Genomic DNA, 16,349 nt, shown 5'->3' with positions numbered 1-16,349 from the left:
GGATGGGGTAATCGAAAAGGGGCGCCGATGGCCGAAGAACTGGCAGTCAGGGAAGAGGACGGGCTGGAACAAGCCCGGGTCGATGCCATTCTTGAGGCGGTCGAGGCGGGCGATGCCGCCCGCGTTACCGAACTTCTGGAGCCGTTGCACGCCGCCGACATCGCCGACCTTCTGGAGCAGATCGGCCCGACCGAGCGGAACGCGCTGCTGGCCCTGTCCTCGCGTGAGATCGACGGCGAAATCCTGTCGGAACTGGACGATTCCATCCGCGAAGAGGTGATCGAGGCGCTGCCCGCCGATGTCGTCGCCGAAGCCATGCGCGAGCTGGATTCCGACGATGTGGTGGACATCCTCGAAGACCTCGACGCGCCGCAGATCGTGCGCATCCTCTCGGCGCTGGATCAGGCAGACCGCCTGGCGGTGGAACAATCGCTGGCCTATCCCGAACAATCCGCCGGCCGCCTGATGCAGCGCGAGGTGGTGGTGGCGCCCGAACACTGGACCGTGGGCGAGGCGATCGACCACCTGCGCGCCGCCGAGCATCTGCCGGACCAGTTCTATCACGTCATCCTGTCCGATCCGCGGATGAAGCCGACCGGCTATGTCACCCTTGGCCGCGTGCTGTCCGCCCCGCGCGAAGCCCGGTTGCGCGACATCACCGAAGACAGCTTTCGCACCATCGAGGCCACCGATGCCGAAGAGGATGTGGCCTATATCTTCAACCAGTATCACCTGATTTCCTGCCCGGTGGTCGATGCGGCGGGGCGCCTTGTGGGCGTGATCACCATCGACGACGCGATGAACGTGCTGGATGAAGAGCATCAGGAAGACATGCTGCTTTTGGCCGGTGTGGGCGAAGAAAGCTCGATCTCGGACGGGTCGCTGGAAACGGTGAAGCAGCGGCTGCCCTGGCTGGTGATCAACCTCTTCACCGCCTCGATTTCGGCCATCGTCATCTCGCAGTTTCAGGCGACGATTGCGGCACTTGTGGCGCTGGCGGCATTGATGCCGATTGTCGCCTCGACCGGGGGGATCGCGGGCACGCAGTCGCTGGCCGTCGCGGTGCGGGCGCTGGCGACGCGCGACCTGACCTCGGCCAACGCCCGCCGCGTGGTGCTGCGCGAATTGGGGGCGGGGCTCTTGAACGGGCTGGCGCTGGCGCTGATCCTCGGCACGGCGGGGGGGCTGATCTTCTGGGACATGCGGCTGGGCGCGGTTCTGGGCATGGCGATGATCGTCAACCAGATCGTGGCGGCGCTGGGCGGCGTCATGGTGCCGCTGACGCTGGAAAAATTCGGCTTTGACCCGGCGCTTGCCTCGGGAACCTTCGTGACCACCCTGACCGATGTGATGGGGTTCTTCGCCTTCCTCGGCCTTGCCACGGTGCTTTTGCTATGACCGATCTCGTCGCCCTGAAAGCGGCGGCCCGCAAGGCCGCCTTTGCCGCCCGCAAAGCGGCCTTTGCCAAGGAGCAGGGGCAGGCCGCGGAAATCCTTGCCGATTTTCTGTCGGCCCATCGGCACCGCCCGCTGGCCGGTTACATGCCGATGCGCACCGAGATTGACCCGCTGCCTGCCATGGCAGCCCATCCCGCCGCCGTCGGCGTGCCGGTGATCCCCGGCGCGGCGCAGCCCCTGCGGTTCCGCGAATGGAGCCCGGGCGCCGCGATGGTGGAAGGGGAGTTCGGCGCGCTGATCCCCGCCGAAGGCGCCTGGATCGAGCCCGAGGTGCTGATCGTGCCGCTTCTGGCCTTTGATGCGCGGGGCTTCCGGCTGGGTTATGGCGGCGGCTTTTATGACCGCACGCTGGAGGGGCTGCGCGCCCGGCGCCGGACGCTGGCCGTGGGCTTTGCCTTTGCCGCGCAAGAGGTGGACGAAGTGCCGATCGAAGACACCGATCAGCCGCTGGATGCCATCGTGACGGAAACCGGCCTGCGCCTGTTCGGAGGAAAGTAATGCGAACCCTTGCCGCCGCCCTTTGCGCACTGGCCACCGGGGCAGGGGCCGATTGCCTGCCGCCGGGCAAGACGCCCGCCAAGGTGACCTTTGCCGATGGCGCCGTGATCGACGGCATCACCCGGCAGGGCAACACCCTGCGCTATCAGTCCCACCCGCAACCGGACCAGACCACCGAGATGCAGGCGCTCTGGGGCATCTATCCGATGCAGAGCAGCTTCAACGGCAATGCGGTGCGCTATGATTGGCAGGGCGCGCTGCCCGATCCTGCCAGCCTGACCCCGGGGCGCGAGGTGCAGCTTTTCGCCCAGCAGGTGACGCCCGCCACCGCGACAGCCTATGCCATGACGGTGCGCCTTTTGGGCCATGAGACGATGGTGGTCGGCGAATGCCATTATCCGGTGCTGCACCTTGCGGTGACCATGGGCACACCCACCGCCGTCCGGGCCGAGGGCGAACGCTGGCTTGACCCCGAGCATCTGGTGATCTGGGCCACCAAGACCCGGATTCTGGACAAGAACGGCAATCTGGAACGCGAACTCAGCTCGCAAGCGGTGGCCGCCGAATAGATCGGCGGGATGGGCAGATTGCCCATCCTACTTGGCAATCACCTCGTCACGCACGAACATGTTGCCCCAGGCACGGTCGATCAGCTCGGGGGTCATCTGATAGGGGATGCCCTCGAACTCGCAGACCGAGATCATCTGGTCGATCAGGAAGGTCGGCTGATAGTTGGCGAAGTTCATGGCGATGGTGGGATACTTCACCTTCAAGAGATGCAAGAGCGCCGCCTCGTTCAGCGGCATCTTCTTTTTCCGCGCGACCATGGCGAAGATCTTCAGGAACATTTCCTGATTGGGGCCATCGACCTTGATCTTGAAGAAGATCCGCCGCAGCGCCGCGCCGTCGAAAATCTCGTTCGGGTGGAAGTTGGTCGAGAAGATCACCAGCGTATCGAACGGCACGGTGAATTTCTCACCCGATTGCAGCGCCAGAATGTCACGCGCCTCTTCCAGCGGCACGATCCAGCGGTTCACCAGCTTTTGCGGCGGTTCCGACTGGCGGCCAAGGTCATCGACGATGAAGATCCCGCCCGAAGCCTTCAGTTGCAACGGCGCCTGATAGGTGCGGGCGGTCGGGTTGTATTTCAGGTCCAGCATGTCCAGCGTCAATTCGCCCCCGGTGATCACCGTGGGGCGTTCGCAATGCACATAGCGGTTGTCGAACCGCGCGCCGGTGCGGCGCAGGGCGGTCGGATCATCGACCGATTCCACCGCCGCCGAATGCACGATCGGGTCATAGACCGTGATCACCTGCCCCGAATATTCGATGGCCCGCGGCACATAGATGCGGTCGCCCAATGCGGCGCGGATGCCGTTGGAAATACTGGATTTCCCGTTGCCGGGCGGGCCATACATCAGGATTGACCGCCCCGAGGTGACCGCCGGACCAAGGTTGTCGATCAGGTCGGGCGGCAGGATCAGATGGCCCATCCCCTTCATCAGTTCGGGCCGGGTCAGCTTGATGTCGCGCACCGATTGCCGCTTCATCTGCGCGCCATAGGCTTCAAGCGGCACCGGCAGCGCGCCGTAATATTCCGACTGGCTCAGGGCATCCAGCGCCCGCGACTTGCCCGCATCGGTCAGTTGATAGCCCATCTCGCTGCCCGAGGTGGCATGCAGCGTCCCCGTCGCCTCCAGCATCTTCTGGCTGCGGGCCAGGTCGATCAGTTCCTGCGTGAGCGGCAGCGGCAGACAGATTGCCCGGGCCAGATCGCTGACCAGAGAAATGTTCATGCGGAACATGGTCTTGAGCAGGATTTCCCGCATCATCACCAGAGACAGCCCGGTATCGGCCAGCGTCTTGGGCTGCGGCGGGGCGATCACGCCAGAGGCGGGCGGCGAGACTTGCACGTTCATCGGATTCCCTCGGGACAATCTGTTGCCCGAAAGGAAACCCTAGAAAAATGGCCTAAGTGCGGCCAGAAGATAGAAGATCAATGTCCCGGCCAGCGCGAGGCCCATCGGGAAATCGGCATGGGTCCAACTGGCCCAATCGGGCGTGGCGCGGCGAAAGGCCGGGATTGCCCGCATCAGCCGGTGGCTGGCAAAGGCGCCCAGCAGGCAGGCAGCAAACAGGCCAAGGATAAAGCGCAGGTCGCCCCCGATGAAGACCGGCGCGATGGCGGCGGCAAACTTGGCATCCCCCGCCCCCACCAGCCCGGCGGCATTGGCGACAAAGCCCACCACCAGAACCGCCGCCCCCAGCGCCAGTGCAAGGCCAAAGACCTTGATCGGCAGCACCAAAATCCCCACCACTACAAAGCCCGCCAGCATCGCCAGCACCGCCTTGTTCGGAATCTTCATCTTTGACAGGTCAGACCATGCCACCCAGATGCCGATCGGCAGCGAAAACACAAGAAAGGCCAGCGCGGCCAGCGGCGAAAGCCCGGTCATGGTTCAGCCGTCCAGCGCGGCAAGGCTGCGCGCGGCAGCTTCGAAATGTTGCGGATGGGTGTCGATGGCGTTCTGCAGCAGACCCTTGCCTACGGCGACATCGCCCTGCTTGATCGCCGTCAGCGCCAGCGTATACAGAAGCTCCGCCCGCTCGATCTGGGTCATCTGGATCACCGGCAGGTCGTATTTGCGCTGCGCGCCGCGCGCCAGAACAAGGTTGTTCTTGGCGGTGAACATGCCCGGATCATAGGTCAGCGCCTCAAGAAACAGCTTCTCGGCCCCGGCGTAATCGGCGCGGGTCAGTTTGGAATAGCCCCAGTTGTTCAGAACCCCGGCCGGTTTTGTCGTCAGCCCGGCGGCGATTTCATAGAAACTGTCGGCTTTCTTCCAGTTCTTCTTGCTGTCAGCCACCATCGCCTCAAGCCGGTAACGCTCATAGGTCTCAAAGGTGGGGGGGATCTTGTTCAGTTCGGCCTCGGCCCGGCCCCATTCGTTCGAGCGGATCAGCGCATCGGCCAACCCCACCCGGTCCTCATTGCCCGCGCCGGGCATCGCCAGAATCTGGGTCCAGACCGCAGCGGCCTGTGTCGGCTGGTTGGCGCGGATCAGCGACTTGGCCAGCCCGCGCTTGAGGTCGATCCGGTCCGGGTTTTCCGCCGCCGATTTCGAGAAATAGGCGACCGCCTCACTCGGGTCGCCCACGGTCAGCATGATGTCGGAAAGGTTTGACTCGTCGATGACGTTCACGCTTTTCAGCGCGCGCTGCACCTCGGCATCCGAGGTGCGCTGATTGCAGGCCGCCAATGCGACCAGCCCCGCCAGACCGGCGGCAAACACGACAGGGTGGCGCATTTTGCGTCCTTTTGACTGCTCGACTTCGCGCGGGCCTAAAGCTGCGTCAGCAAGACATATTCGCCATAGCCGCGCCGCACCAGATTATACCGCGGTTCCTGATACTCGGGGTCAGGATATACCGCATTTTCGGTCTGGGCGATAGCCAGCCGCAGATTCTCGCGGATCGAGTCCGTTTGGCCACTGTCCACCTGAAAGGCCTGCTGGAAGACCACCCGCGCCTCACCGTATTTTCCCTGCTCCATCAGCACCACGCCCAGATTGTTCAGCGCGGGCACAAAGGACGGGTCCATCTCGACCGCGCGGCGCAACAGGGTTTCGGCCTGTCCCAAACGGCCCAGTTGCAGGTTGGCCGAGCCGAGAGCCGACAGCACATCGGCATTCATCCCGTGCTGGGCCGCGGCGCGCAGATAGGATTTCAGCGCCAGTTCAAACTCGCCCGCCTCCATAAGGCGGTGACCGACAAGCAACCCGTCCACCCCCTCTTCGCGGCTGTTCAGCCCCGGCGCGCGCACCGGGTCAGATGCACCAAGGCCGCCCGCAAATGTGCAGGCGGCCAGAAGCGGCAGGATAAGGGCCATCCGGCCCGCTTGCAAAAGCACGTCTTGTCAGCCCCCGCCACCGCTCAGCGTCTGCGAAATGCCGTAGACCGACGGTCCGATCAGGATGATCATCAAGGGCGGCACGGTAAACATCATTGTGCCCAGCGTCAGCTTGGTCGGCAAGGTGTTTGCCTTCTCTTCGGCGCGCATCACGCGCTTGTCGCGCATTTCTGCCGAATAAACCCGGAGCGCCTCGGCAATCGAGGTGCCGAAGGTGGCCGATTGCACCAGCGTCGTGACGAAGGACGACACATCCGAGATGCCCACCCGTTCCGACATATCCTTCAGCACCTGCACCCGTTCCTTGCCGGCCTTCACCTCATGCGCGACCATCTCGAATTCATCGGCGAGGGCAGGGTATCCGGCGCGGCTTTCCTTGGCGACGCGGTTGATCGACTGGTCCAGCGATTGGCCCGCCTCGACACAGACCAGCATCATGTCCAGTGCATCGGGAAAACCGGCGACGATCTCGGCCTGACGGGCCTGCAACCGGCGCTGCACCCAGTATTGCGGCAGGTAATAGCCCGCCGCCCCCGGACCGATGGTGGCGATGATCATGAATTGCGTGCCGACCTCCTGCTGCGAAGAAACGACCAGCGCATAGATCATCCCAAGGGCCAGAAAGCCCAGACCCAGCGCGAATTGCGCAAAGTGGAACATCCGCACCGCATTCTTGGCCCGATACCCCGCCCGCAGCATCTTGAGCCGCGAGGCAGACATGGTTTCGGCATCCTGCGGTTCGAGGAAGCCGGCGAACTTCTCCAGCTTGTCGCGGTCCTGGCCGCGGCGCAGATCGGCCCCGCCGCCCGCCTTGGCGGCGCGGGCCGTGCCTTCACGCTGCGCCTTGAGTTTGGCCAGCGGGTCTTCCTGCTTTTTCAGCATCGAAGGCAGGGTGACCAGGATCAGCGCCAGACCCAAGAGCCCGATCGCCAGGAATGGGCCCAGCGGGCCGAACTGGCTGGTCAGCATCGTATTGAGGTTGCTCAGAAAATCCATGATGCCCTAGACCTTGATATTGACCATCATCTTCATGAAGACGACGTTGACCACCAGAAAGACCGCCACGACCAGCGCCGCGGGAATGAAGGCGGGGGTGTCTTTCACCTTGTCGTAATAGTCCGGCTTGACCACCGAAATCATGATCAGCGCGCCAATCGGGAAGGCCGACAGGAACATGCCCGACCATTTCGCCTCGGCGGTGATGGCCTTGACCCGGCGGAACAGCTTGAACCGGGCGCGGATCACTTTGGCCAGACCGTCAAGAATCTCGGCCAGGTTGCCGCCCGATTGCTGCTGGATCGTCACGGCCACGGCAAGAAAGCGCAAATCCTGGCTGTCCATCCGCTCGGCAAAGGCTTTCAGGCTTTCGGCAACGTCGCGGCCATAGGCGGCCTCGTCGGCGATCATGCCGAATTCGGTCCCCAAGGGGTCGGGCACTTCCTTGGACACAATGCCGATGGCCGAGGAAAACGGATGCCCCACCCGCAGGCTGCGCACCATCAGCTCCACCGCGTCGGGAAGCTGTTCCTCCAGCAGGGCCATCCGCTTCTTGGCCTTGTTGTTGACCCAAGTGTAGACGCCACCAATCCCCATGGCGATGGCGATCAGCGCGCGGACCGGCGTGCTGGCCTCGGTGCCCAGCGTCAGGCCCAGATAGGCCACCACCGACAAGCCACCCATGATCATGATCAGTTGCTGCGGCGAAAAGGCGATGTTGGCCTTCTGCGCCTTGGCCGCCAGAATGGAATACAGCGGAATCCCGCGCGAATTCAGATGCTGGCTCATCTCCTTGCGGAGTTGCTCCAGAACCTGTTCACGGTTCTGGTTCTTTTCCAGCAGGGCCAGACGGCGGCTCATCCGGCTGTTGAGACTGATCGACTTGCCGAAGACCGTCAGATAGAGGCCCTCCACCAGCACAAGGACGGCCACGAAGATCAGGATATAGATCAGCGGCGCGGCTGAGATTTGCATGGCGGTTCCTCAGATAAGCGGTTCATAGATCGAGGCGGGCAGGTCGTAACCCCATTGCTTGAAGCGGTCCGAGTAATGGCTGCGGACGCCCGTCGCATTGAAGCGGCCAATGATCTTGCCGTTCGGTTCCACCCCAAGGCGTTCGTAGCGGAAGATTTCCTGCATCGAGATCACTTCGCCTTCCATGCCGGTGATTTCCGTCACCGACACCATCCGGCGCGAGCCGTCCTGCAAGCGGCTGGCCTGCACGATCAGGTTGACAGCCGAGGCGATCTGGCTGCGCACCGCCTTCAGCGGCATTTCGATCCCGGCCATGGCGACCATGTTTTCCAGACGGCTGATGCCGTCGCGGGCCGAGTTGGCGTGGATCGTGGTCATCGATCCGTCATGGCCGGTGTTCATCGCCTGAAGCATGTCGATGACTTCCTCACCCCGGGTTTCGCCCACGATGATCCGGTCGGGGCGCATCCGCAGCGCGTTGCGCAGACAGTCGCGCTGCGTCACCGCGCCCTTGCCTTCGACGTTCGGCGGGCGGCTTTCCATCCGGCCGACATGCACCTGTTGCAGTTGCAATTCGGCGGTGTCTTCGATGGTCAGCACCCGCTCGCGGTTGTCGATGAAGCTGGACAGCGCGTTCAGCGTGGTGGTTTTCCCCGAACCCGTGCCGCCCGAAACGATGATGTTCAGCCGGGTCGAAACCGCGGCTTGCAGATAGAGCGCGATTTCCTCGGTAAAGGCGCCAAAGCGCACCAGATCGGGAACGCCCAGCTTTTCCTTCTTGAATTTCCGAATGGAAACAAGGCTGCCATCCACCGCGACCGGCGGCACCATGCAGTTGAAACGGCTGCCATCGGCAAGGCGGGCGTCGCAATAAGGGTTGCTTTCATCCACCCGGCGACCCACCGCCGACACGATCTTGTCGATGATCCGCAGCAGGTGGCGTTCATCCTTGAAGGTGATGTCGGTCAGTTCCAGCTTGCCCGAGCGTTCCACAAAGATCCGGTTCGGCCCGTTGACCAGAATATCGTTGACCGATTCGTCCTTGAGCAGCGGCTCAAGCGGGCCAAGGCCCATCACCTCGTCATAAAGTTCCTGGTTCAGCGTGCTGCGGTCGTCCTTGTTCAGCGCGACCGACATTTCATCCAGCGCCTCGGCGGCGATGGCGGCGATTTCCGATTTCAGGCTGGCTTCGGTGGCCTTTTCCAGCGCGGCAAGATTCAGGTTGTCCAGAAGACGCTTGTGCAGCTCGGTCTTCAGCTCCTGCATCCGGTCCTTGCGTTTCTTTTCCTTGTCCTGCGCGGCCATTTCGGCTGCGGGCCGCACGGTGGCCCCCGCGGCTGCACGGCCGCCGGTCATGGCTTTGGGTGCCGCTGCACCCGCCGCGGGGCGGGCGGAAGGCGTGGCCTGCGTCACCGGCGCGGTGGCGGCAGGACGGCCGGGCGCCCCTTCAGGCTTTTTGAAACGCGAAAACATCTGTTCCCCCAGGTGTCGCTGTGTGTCGCGGTGGCGGCGGGCCTCAGGCCCTGCCGGCCTCGACCGCCTTGTTCAGATCGAAAAGCGATTTGGCCAGTTTCTGGATTTCGCGGCGTAGCGGATTCTTCCCGGCATTCTCGGACAGGGGCAGGCCGTGGTCATTGGCCTGCGTCACCTGCGCGCCACCGTCGGGCAGTTGCACCTCAAAGCTGATGTCGAGGCTTTCGGCCATCCGCTTGACCCGGCTCTTGGCAGAGAGGTCGGTGAATTTCGGCGCCCGGTTCAGCACGAAGCGCAGCTTTTCATGCGGCAGCCCCTCAGCCTTGAGCGCGCGGACCAGCCGCAGCACGTTCTGGGCCGAGCGCAGGTCAAGCTCCAGCGGCGCAAAGTAAAGATGCGCGCGGTTCAGCACGGTTTCCGTCCAGGCCACGATGGTTTTCGGCATGTCGATGACCACGAAATCGAAATTGGCGCGTGCCATGTCGATGATCTTGCCGATCTCTTCAGGCCCCAGAATATCCAGCGGCAGCATGTCGGACGGAGCCGTCAGCACATGCAGCCGGTCGTTGAAGGTCAGCATCGCCTGCAACAGCGTGTCGCTGTCGGCATGGGCGGTGTCCGTCAGAATCTCGAACACCGCTTCCTTGCGCGGCAGGTCCAGATAGGTCGCAGCCGAGCCATACTGAAAGTCAAAGTCGATCAGGCAAACCCGCGGCGGTGTCTTGTCCACCGTGGCCAGTTCCCAGGCGAGGTTGGTCGCAAAGGTCGAGGCGCCGCAGCCGCCCGCCAGCCCATGCACCGGCAGGACCACACCGTCGCGGTCGCCCTTGGCCTTGAAGGCGGGATGGGTGCCGGCATCGGGATCGGCGGCCGGGGCAGGGGCCGCCGCCGCTGCGGCGACCGGGGCTGGCTCGGGGGCCGGGGCCGGTTTGCGGATACGCTCGATCGATTCGTGCAGGGCACCTTCGGGCAGCGGATAGGGCACGAAATCATCGGCACCGAGCCGCAACATCTGATGCAGGGCAATCGGGCTGACCTGATCGGCAATCAGGATCACCTTGATCGACCGTTCCTTTGCTGCCCGGATGATGTCGGTGATCGTGGCAAGGTCCGCCTCGTCGGCGCCGTTCACCGCGATGGCCACGAACTCCAGCCCCGCCGCATCCGGCTGGCCAAAGAAGACCAGCGCATCCTCAAATCCCAGGTCGCCCCAGGCCTCGCCCAGTTCCAGCTCCATCTCGTCGATGAGCAGATCGAAATTCTGGACATCGCGCGAGATCGTACACGCCAGAAGCGGTGCAGGATCGGGTTGCAGGTTCGCCACGCTCGTCATCGCCTCGTGCCCTTCCACTATCAGCCTCCGATGCCTGATCGCGTCCGGCGATCAGGGCCCCGGGGGCCGGCCGCATGTCGCTGCGGCAGACTGTTCCCATTAGGCCGAAGGTGCAGGGGGAGTTTGTCGAGATTGGGGCTAAAAAAGCGTCAATCTTTGAATTTTAACGATGGATCGTGCCGGAAAGGAAACGAAAGGGGCCGCATTGCGGCCCCTGTTGCGGTTACTGCGAGGGGTCAACCTCGGTTCCGACCGTGGTGTTGGTCGGATGTTCCCGTTTGCCGGATTTGACATATTCCCGCATGATGATTTCGGCATATTTGCCGTTCAGAACCATCGGGTTGTCCTGCACGAAGCCAACCACTTCGGTCACCGTGCGGCGGTTGCGCTCTTCGGGGCCGGGGGTCTGGATCACGGGGCGGGTCTTGCCGAAAGACACCACCGCCTCAAGCCGGGCCGAGCCGATGCCCTGCCCCACAAGGAAGGCCACCGCCGCATTCGCCCGCCGCAGCCCCAGCGCCTTGTTATACGCCTCAGAGCCCACAAGATCGGTATGGCCATAGACCCGGAAGCGCACCTCGGGGAATTGCCGGATCCATTTGGCCTGCTCGCGCAGCGTGGCGCGGGCGGCATCCGAAAGCTGCGACGAGTTGAAGGCAAAGTTGATCGTCGTCGGCACTTCGTTGGCAAAGCGGCGGCCAAGCGCCACCGTCGCCTCGATCTGGCCGGTCATCAGCATGGTGTTGTTCATGGTGGCGTTGCCAAAGCCGCCCTCATCCACCTCAGAGCCGACCTCGCGGAAGAAATCGGTATCGGTGCATCCGGTCAGGGCCATGGCCGCGACAGAGGCCATCAGGATCGCGCGCAAAGCCATGCCCTACTCCATCACATAGCCGTAAGAGCCGGTAAAGTCCTGCCGGGCCACTTCGCCCGCAGCGCCTTTCGGACGGCCCGCGACATTGCCGAACAGGAACAGATCCTTTTCGGTCGGCAGCTTGATCCGGTCGGTCGGCAGGGCCAGCGCCTCGCCCCGGGTCGGCGTGACCAGATGCGGCGTGACGATGATCACCAGTTCCGATTGCGCCCGCTCATATTCCGCGCTGCGGAACAGGGCGCCCAGCACCGGAATGTCGCCCAGCCACGGCACCTGGCCGTTCAGGTCGCGGAAATCGTCCTGCAACAGGCCGGCGATGGCAAAGCTTTCGCCGTCGCGCATTTCCACCGTGGTCGAGGTTTCGCGCCGCTTGAAGGCGTTCAGGCTGAACCCGTCGTTCTGCAAGGTGACGGTGGTGTCGATCGACGAGACCGAGGCGTTGATCGTCAGGTTGATGATATCCCCATCCACCACGACCGGCGTGAAGTTCAGCTCTACCCCGAAGGGCTTGTATTCGATGGTCACCACCCCGTCGGTCGAGCTGACCGGGATCGGGTATTCGCCGCCGGCAAGGAACTTGGCCTCTTGCCCCGACAGTGCCGTCAGGTTCGGTTCGGCCAGCGTCCGCACCACACCCTTCGATTCCAGCGCCTCAAGCAGCACCGCAAATTCCAGCGACCCGGCCGAGAAGCCCAGCGTCATCCGTCCTTCGGCTTCGTTGCCAGAGGTAAAGGTATTGCCGTTCAGCACCGAATTCAGGTTGTTGTGGTTGGCAAACTGCCCCGAACCGCCGATCACGCCCACCGAATTGCCGCCCGCCATCCCCAGTGAGGCCGACAGGTTCTTGGAAACCGAGCGTTGCATTTCGGCAAAGCGCACCTTGAGCATCACCTGCTGCGTGCCGCCCACCGTCATCAGGTTCGACACCCGTTCAGGCGCATAGCGATTGGCCAGATCCAGCGCGCGGTCCAGTTTGGCGGTTGAACTGACCGTGCCGGACAGCACGATGCCGTCATTGGCCGTCCGCACCTCGATCTTTTCGCCGGGCAGAATCTGTTGGAGGCGTTCCTTGAACTCGGCGATGTCGGGGGTGACATGCACATCGACGTTGGAAATCAGCGTGCCATCGGCCGCCAGAAGCGTCAGCGTCGTGCGCCCGGGCGTCTTGCCCAGCACGTAGATGGATTTGTCCGAGAGCGTCGAAATATCGGCGATGCCCGGATTGGCGATCGACAACTCGGCAAAGGGCGTATCGCTTTCGACCACCACGGCGCGGTTCATCGGCACCTGAAGGGGCGCGCTTTCGCTGCCCTGAAGGACGCGCAAGGTCTGAGCCTGCACGGGGGACAGCACAGAAGATGCCAGGACCAACCCCAGCATTCCCGCCGCCAATAGGCTTCGCATTCCCATGTGACCTGCCCTTTCGATCACGCCTCTGGGCGGGTTCTTTTCGCCCGCTCCACCCCGGATCATGCGGGAAATGGCGTTTTTATGCAAGAATCAATTGGTTGGAGCCGGTTCCTGATGTGGATGACCTGCAACAGACCCCAGCCATCGCGGCAAGGCAAAGGCGCGGCACCAGTTATGGGGCCGCGCCTTGCGATTTTTCCCGGTTCAGTTGGTGCAGGGGATCGGAATTTCCACCACCTCGGCGCCCTTGCGGGTGCGGATGGTGCAGACCTGCGCCTCGGGCGCCTGCGCCACCGGCGCCTGTTCGACCACGCCCAGAAGCGCCTTGCTGTCCACCTCGACCAGCCCGCCGCCGGTCTCATCCCCGACGCCGACCAGTGACATCGCCAGCCGTCCGGTTGCCTGCCCCTGCGCCAGCCGCGCCACCTGTTCCGGCGTGGCAGCCACCGTCATCGTGCGGTTGGTGATCTGGCCCTGAGACGAGCTTTTCTTGGTGTTGCGGTCGACGGCGATGATCTTCATGCCGGTTTCGATCAGCCGGGTGAACTCACCCTCGGTGCCCGAGATGCTGCCGGTCCAGTAGACATCAACATGGTCGCCCGGCTGGAGGAAGTCGGCGGCCTCGACCTTGATCGCAAAGGCGCGCATGCCCTTTTCCAGCTCGCCGTTCAGACCCGCCTGAACGCCCGGTTCGGTCACCTTGATCGCAAGGATCGGTTCGAACTTCTCCATGTCGCGGGCCACATAGCGCGGCTCGGTCGTGGTTGCCGGGAAGAGCTGCGCATCCTCGATGAAGATGCCGTCGGGCAGGGCGTTCTTCGGCCAGTAGATCTTTTGCACGTCTTCCTTGGTCAACTGTTCGCCATAGGATTTGGGCTTGTTGACCACGAAGACCTCGACCAGACCACCGGTCTTGGCCTTGATCTGCAATTCCTGTTGCAGGGCAGTCTCGGTTTTCGAGATATAGCCCTTTGCCATCCAGACAGCGGCCCCGGCCAAGGCCAGACCCGCCACCAGCACCAGTCCAAAAATCATTCTCATACCATCACCATCTTTCCAGCACCGCCCACCCACGGGCCTTGCAGATCAGTCATTCGAGCCATAGCCGGAAGGAACCCCGGCGATGTAGTCTGCCACCTGTTCCGAGGCGCTGCCTGTCTCGAAGGCAATAGGCGTCAGCACAACCATGGCAATTCCGATGATTGCGGCACTCAACACAACCCAGTCGACGGTCACGGCGCCTTCCTCATCGAAGATGACGGAGCGAAGCGCAGACCGGATCTTTTCAAACACCATGATCGTCACCATCGAAATGCCGCTTGCAGGACTGCCCTGCACGCAATTGGCCCAAACCCGACAAGACCCCAGGATTGCGGCGCACAGATGGCGCCATTCGGGCATTGCAAAGGAGCGTGCCGGCCAAAGGGAAGGGCCGCAACCTTGCGGATGCGGCCCCTGTCAGGCGGATCGGTTCAGGCTGATGCCTGATGCCGATCAGTTGTTCGGGCCGTAGCCGTTGATCGAGCCATCAGTCAGGTCGGTGACGATATCGTCGCCCAGATCTTCGATCCCGCCGCCGACGGTCGTCATCACGACCATGCCCAGGCCGACGATGGCTGCGGTCAGCACGACCCAGTCAACGGTCACGGCGCCCGATTCGTCCGACTTGAAGGATTTGAAGAGGTTCAGGAGTTTCATGGTTCAGGTCCCTTGTTTGCGTTTTGCTCTGGTTTCACCGCTTCGAACTTTCCCGCGCCGGTCTCTGCTCCGGTAGCCTTCGCTTCGGCTTGAGGACAGTAAGCCCCTGATTCATGGCCCGATTGGGGCGGCCGCGGGGTGATTTCGGGAAGATTGCAGGGAAAACTCGCGGCACAAGCCGGGGTTGTGTGTCAAAGGCGAAGGGCCGCATCCCTGCGGATGCGGCCCTTGCGGAAAACTGGTTCAGGCTGATGCCTGATGCCGATCAGTTGTTCGGGCCGTAGCCGTTGATCGAGCCATCAGTCAGGTCGGTGACGATATCGTCGCCCAGATCTTCGATGCCGCCGCCAACGGTGGTCATCACCACCATGCCCAGGCCGACGATGGCCGCGGTCAGCACAACCCAGTCAACGGTCACGGCGCCCGATTCGTCCGACTTGAAGGCTTTGAAGAGGTTCAGGAGTTTCATGGTTCAGTCCCTTGGTTTGCATTTTGCTCTGGTTTCACCGCTTCGAAGTTTCCCGCGCCGGGTCTCTGGTCCGGTCGCCTTCGCTTCGGCTTGAGAGCAATAAGCCAGCGATTCATGGCTGTGATTGGGAGACACCCTGACATTTCCGCCCAAATTCACGTTTTCGTAATCTTTCTGGCAACCATAGGAAAAGGCTGGATTTAATTCTGCGAAACCTGAATGCGCACCGGAAAGAGGCGTGGCTTTGTGGCCAGATCGCGGCCAAAACGCAGGGTCCGGCCCGCCGCAGGGTAGATTCGCACCCCCTTTGCACCCATACTGCCCCCAACAAAAGCGAAGCAGGCATCCAACGCGATGCGAAGACTGGCAGGCATCATCTCGGCGTCCTTGATTCTGGCCCTGCCGCTTGCGGCGGGGGGCGAAGCTCTGTCCGGTGACGGCGGTTTCACTTTCAAGCGGCTCAAGGTCGGCGCCGGGCTGCCGGGCAAGCGGATCACGGTGCAGATCGACCCTGCCGAACAGGCCCGCGCCCTTGCCGCTTTGCCCAAGGTTGACCCCAACGGTGTGGAGCCGCCCGCCGATACGCCGGCGCCCGCGGGGGCCGCCGCCGCCGTCCCCTCGCCCGGCGCCCAATATGGCTGGTTCTGGGACAAGGTGCCGCCGCAGCGCGATCAGGTCTCGGGGCGTTTCCCGCTGGCGCTGGCGGTGCTGTCGCAGGGGCCGGGCGGCGCGCAGGTGGCCGGGCCGCGGATGCAGCATATGCAGGACATCGCCGACACCTATGGCAAGGATATCCTGCTGGCGACACTGGGAACCGAGGTGTCGCCCGCATTGGTGCTGGCGGTGATCGGCGTGGAAAGCGCTGGGCGGCCCGCGGCGGTTTCATCCGCGGGGGCGGTGGGGCTGATGCAGCTTATCCCGGCCACCGCAACCCGCTTTGGCGTCACCGATTCCACCGATCCGGCGCAGAACATCAAGGGCGGGGTCGCCTATCTCGACTGGCTGATGAAGCGGTTCAACCGCGATCCGCTGATGGTTCTGGCCGCCTATAACGCCGGCGAAGGCGCGGTCGAGGCGAATGACGGCGTGCCGCCCTATGCCGAGACGCGCGATTATGTGCCCAAGGTGCTGGCGGCATGGTCCGTGGCGCAGGGCCTCTGCCTCAGCCCGCCCGAGCTGATGACCGACCCTTGCGTCTTCAAGGTGATCAGTGCCGCAAATGACAAGGGTCAGCCCGGCAAGGGCTGACCCGTTCC

The 16,349-nt window shown here is 63.2% G+C and carries 18 protein-coding genes; 4 read left to right on the top strand and 14 right to left on the bottom strand.

Annotation, left to right across the window (positions count from 1 at the left end):
* Positions 1 to 27: 27 nt before the first annotated feature.
* Genes mgtE through HS053_RS15180 form a run of 3 tightly spaced genes read left to right on the top strand, consistent with a single transcriptional unit; the run spans position 28 to position 2,524 of the window.
* Complete coding sequence (gene mgtE, locus HS053_RS15190) at positions 28 to 1,398, top strand: magnesium transporter (RefSeq protein ID WP_174212113.1); 1,371 nt, start codon at positions 28 to 30, stop codon at positions 1,396 to 1,398.
* Complete coding sequence (locus HS053_RS15185) at positions 1,395 to 1,955, top strand: 5-formyltetrahydrofolate cyclo-ligase (RefSeq protein ID WP_174212112.1); 561 nt, start codon at positions 1,395 to 1,397, stop codon at positions 1,953 to 1,955. Before mgtE ends, HS053_RS15185 begins: the two co-directional genes overlap by 4 nt.
* Complete coding sequence (locus HS053_RS15180) at positions 1,955 to 2,524, top strand: hypothetical protein (RefSeq protein WP_174212111.1); 570 nt, start codon at positions 1,955 to 1,957, stop codon at positions 2,522 to 2,524. Before HS053_RS15185 ends, HS053_RS15180 begins: the two co-directional genes overlap by 1 nt.
* 27 nt (positions 2,525 to 2,551) lie before the next feature.
* Here the strand turns inward: HS053_RS15180 and HS053_RS15175 are convergent, their stop codons facing one another.
* From HS053_RS15175 to HS053_RS15110, 14 genes are all read right to left on the bottom strand, one after another.
* The gene (locus HS053_RS15175; RefSeq protein WP_174212110.1) at positions 2,552 to 3,874 is read right to left on the bottom strand and encodes a P-loop NTPase family protein; all 1,323 of its coding nucleotides are present in this window, start codon (positions 3,872 to 3,874) and stop codon (positions 2,552 to 2,554) included.
* A gap of 39 nt (positions 3,875 to 3,913) precedes the next feature.
* Entirely contained in the window at positions 3,914 to 4,411 is a 498-nt protein-coding gene (locus tag HS053_RS15170) for a prepilin peptidase (RefSeq protein WP_174212109.1), read from the bottom strand.
* A 3-nt stretch (positions 4,412 to 4,414) separates the two neighbouring features.
* Positions 4,415 to 5,263 (bottom strand): tetratricopeptide repeat protein, encoded by an 849-nt coding sequence (locus HS053_RS15165; protein WP_174212108.1) that lies wholly within the window; start codon positions 5,261 to 5,263, stop codon positions 4,415 to 4,417.
* Between the two features lie 35 nt (positions 5,264 to 5,298).
* Positions 5,299 to 5,844 (bottom strand): tetratricopeptide repeat protein, encoded by a 546-nt coding sequence (locus HS053_RS15160; protein WP_458358901.1) that lies wholly within the window; start codon positions 5,842 to 5,844, stop codon positions 5,299 to 5,301.
* A gap of 27 nt (positions 5,845 to 5,871) precedes the next feature.
* Positions 5,872 to 6,861, bottom strand: coding sequence for a type II secretion system F family protein (locus HS053_RS15155; protein WP_174212107.1), 990 nt, complete (start codon positions 6,859 to 6,861; stop codon positions 5,872 to 5,874).
* A 6-nt stretch (positions 6,862 to 6,867) separates the two neighbouring features.
* On the bottom strand, positions 6,868 to 7,836 hold the full coding sequence (locus HS053_RS15150) for a type II secretion system F family protein (protein WP_174212106.1): 969 nt from the start codon (positions 7,834 to 7,836) through the stop codon (positions 6,868 to 6,870).
* Positions 7,837 to 7,845: 9 nt separating this feature from the next.
* Complete coding sequence (locus HS053_RS15145; protein WP_174212105.1) at positions 7,846 to 9,309, bottom strand: CpaF family protein; 1,464 nt, start codon at positions 9,307 to 9,309, stop codon at positions 7,846 to 7,848.
* A 43-nt stretch (positions 9,310 to 9,352) separates the two neighbouring features.
* Complete coding sequence (locus tag HS053_RS15140) at positions 9,353 to 10,642, bottom strand: AAA family ATPase (protein WP_174212210.1); 1,290 nt, start codon at positions 10,640 to 10,642, stop codon at positions 9,353 to 9,355.
* Between the two features lie 223 nt (positions 10,643 to 10,865).
* Positions 10,866 to 11,516: an OmpA family protein gene (locus HS053_RS15135; protein WP_174212104.1), complete on the bottom strand. Its 651-nt coding sequence runs from the start codon at positions 11,514 to 11,516 to the stop codon at positions 10,866 to 10,868.
* A 3-nt stretch (positions 11,517 to 11,519) separates the two neighbouring features.
* Positions 11,520 to 12,896, bottom strand: coding sequence for a type II and III secretion system protein family protein (locus HS053_RS15130; RefSeq protein ID WP_458358900.1), 1,377 nt, complete (start codon positions 12,894 to 12,896; stop codon positions 11,520 to 11,522).
* Between the two features lie 234 nt (positions 12,897 to 13,130).
* Positions 13,131 to 13,967, bottom strand: a complete 837-nt coding sequence (gene cpaB, locus HS053_RS15125) for a Flp pilus assembly protein CpaB (protein ID WP_174212102.1) — start codon at positions 13,965 to 13,967, stop codon at positions 13,131 to 13,133.
* A 45-nt stretch (positions 13,968 to 14,012) separates the two neighbouring features.
* A complete protein-coding gene (locus HS053_RS15120) occupies positions 14,013 to 14,234 on the bottom strand; it encodes a hypothetical protein (protein WP_174212101.1) in 222 nt (73 codons plus the stop codon).
* 186 nt (positions 14,235 to 14,420) lie between these two features.
* Positions 14,421 to 14,624 carry a pilus assembly protein gene (locus HS053_RS15115; RefSeq protein WP_174212100.1) on the bottom strand — a complete coding sequence of 68 codons (204 nt, stop codon included), beginning with the start codon at positions 14,622 to 14,624 and terminating at the stop codon, positions 14,421 to 14,423.
* A gap of 265 nt (positions 14,625 to 14,889) precedes the next feature.
* Entirely contained in the window at positions 14,890 to 15,093 is a 204-nt protein-coding gene (locus tag HS053_RS15110) for a pilus assembly protein (RefSeq protein WP_174212099.1), read from the bottom strand.
* Positions 15,094 to 15,447: 354 nt separating this feature from the next.
* Between HS053_RS15110 and HS053_RS15105 the strand changes: the two genes are divergently transcribed.
* Positions 15,448 to 16,341, top strand: coding sequence for a lytic transglycosylase domain-containing protein (locus HS053_RS15105; RefSeq protein WP_174212098.1), 894 nt, complete (start codon positions 15,448 to 15,450; stop codon positions 16,339 to 16,341).
* The last annotated feature ends 8 nt before the right edge of the window (positions 16,342 to 16,349 follow it).

The sequence above is a fragment of the Tabrizicola fusiformis genome, from assembly GCF_013328815.1.
GTDB lineage: Bacteria > Pseudomonadota > Alphaproteobacteria > Rhodobacterales > Rhodobacteraceae > Fuscibacter.
Note: the sequence above shows the minus strand (reverse complement) of the source record. Positions and strands in the feature narration are given on the sequence as shown.

Coding starts and splice junctions, on each gene's coding strand:
- HS053_RS15115 (WP_174212100.1), bottom strand. CDS start 14,624: ATGAAACTCCTGAACCTCTTCAAATCCTTCAAGTCGGACGAATCGGGC.
- HS053_RS15150 (WP_174212106.1), bottom strand. CDS start 7,836: ATGCAAATCTCAGCCGCGCCGCTGATCTATATCCTGATCTTCGTGGCC.
- cpaB (WP_174212102.1), bottom strand. CDS start 13,967: ATGAGAATGATTTTTGGACTGGTGCTGGTGGCGGGTCTGGCCTTGGCC.
- HS053_RS15165 (WP_174212108.1), bottom strand. CDS start 5,263: ATGCGCCACCCTGTCGTGTTTGCCGCCGGTCTGGCGGGGCTGGTCGCA.
- HS053_RS15110 (WP_174212099.1), bottom strand. CDS start 15,093: ATGAAACTCCTGAACCTCTTCAAAGCCTTCAAGTCGGACGAATCGGGC.
- HS053_RS15155 (WP_174212107.1), bottom strand. CDS start 6,861: ATGGATTTTCTGAGCAACCTCAATACGATGCTGACCAGCCAGTTCGGC.
- HS053_RS15145 (WP_174212105.1), bottom strand. CDS start 9,309: ATGTTTTCGCGTTTCAAAAAGCCTGAAGGGGCGCCCGGCCGTCCTGCC.
- mgtE (WP_174212113.1), top strand. CDS start 28: ATGGCCGAAGAACTGGCAGTCAGGGAAGAGGACGGGCTGGAACAAGCC.
- HS053_RS15170 (WP_174212109.1), bottom strand. CDS start 4,411: ATGACCGGGCTTTCGCCGCTGGCCGCGCTGGCCTTTCTTGTGTTTTCG.
- HS053_RS15185 (WP_174212112.1), top strand. CDS start 1,395: ATGACCGATCTCGTCGCCCTGAAAGCGGCGGCCCGCAAGGCCGCCTTT.
- HS053_RS15140 (WP_174212210.1), bottom strand. CDS start 10,642: ATGACGAGCGTGGCGAACCTGCAACCCGATCCTGCACCGCTTCTGGCG.
- HS053_RS15130 (WP_458358900.1), bottom strand. CDS start 12,896: ATGCTGGGGTTGGTCCTGGCATCTTCTGTGCTGTCCCCCGTGCAGGCT.
- HS053_RS15105 (WP_174212098.1), top strand. CDS start 15,448: ATGCGAAGACTGGCAGGCATCATCTCGGCGTCCTTGATTCTGGCCCTG.
- HS053_RS15135 (WP_174212104.1), bottom strand. CDS start 11,516: ATGGCTTTGCGCGCGATCCTGATGGCCTCTGTCGCGGCCATGGCCCTG.
- HS053_RS15175 (WP_174212110.1), bottom strand. CDS start 3,874: ATGAACGTGCAAGTCTCGCCGCCCGCCTCTGGCGTGATCGCCCCGCCG.
- HS053_RS15120 (WP_174212101.1), bottom strand. CDS start 14,234: ATGGTGACGATCATGGTGTTTGAAAAGATCCGGTCTGCGCTTCGCTCC.
- HS053_RS15180 (WP_174212111.1), top strand. CDS start 1,955: ATGCGAACCCTTGCCGCCGCCCTTTGCGCACTGGCCACCGGGGCAGGG.
- HS053_RS15160 (WP_458358901.1), bottom strand. CDS start 5,844: ATGGCCCTTATCCTGCCGCTTCTGGCCGCCTGCACATTTGCGGGCGGC.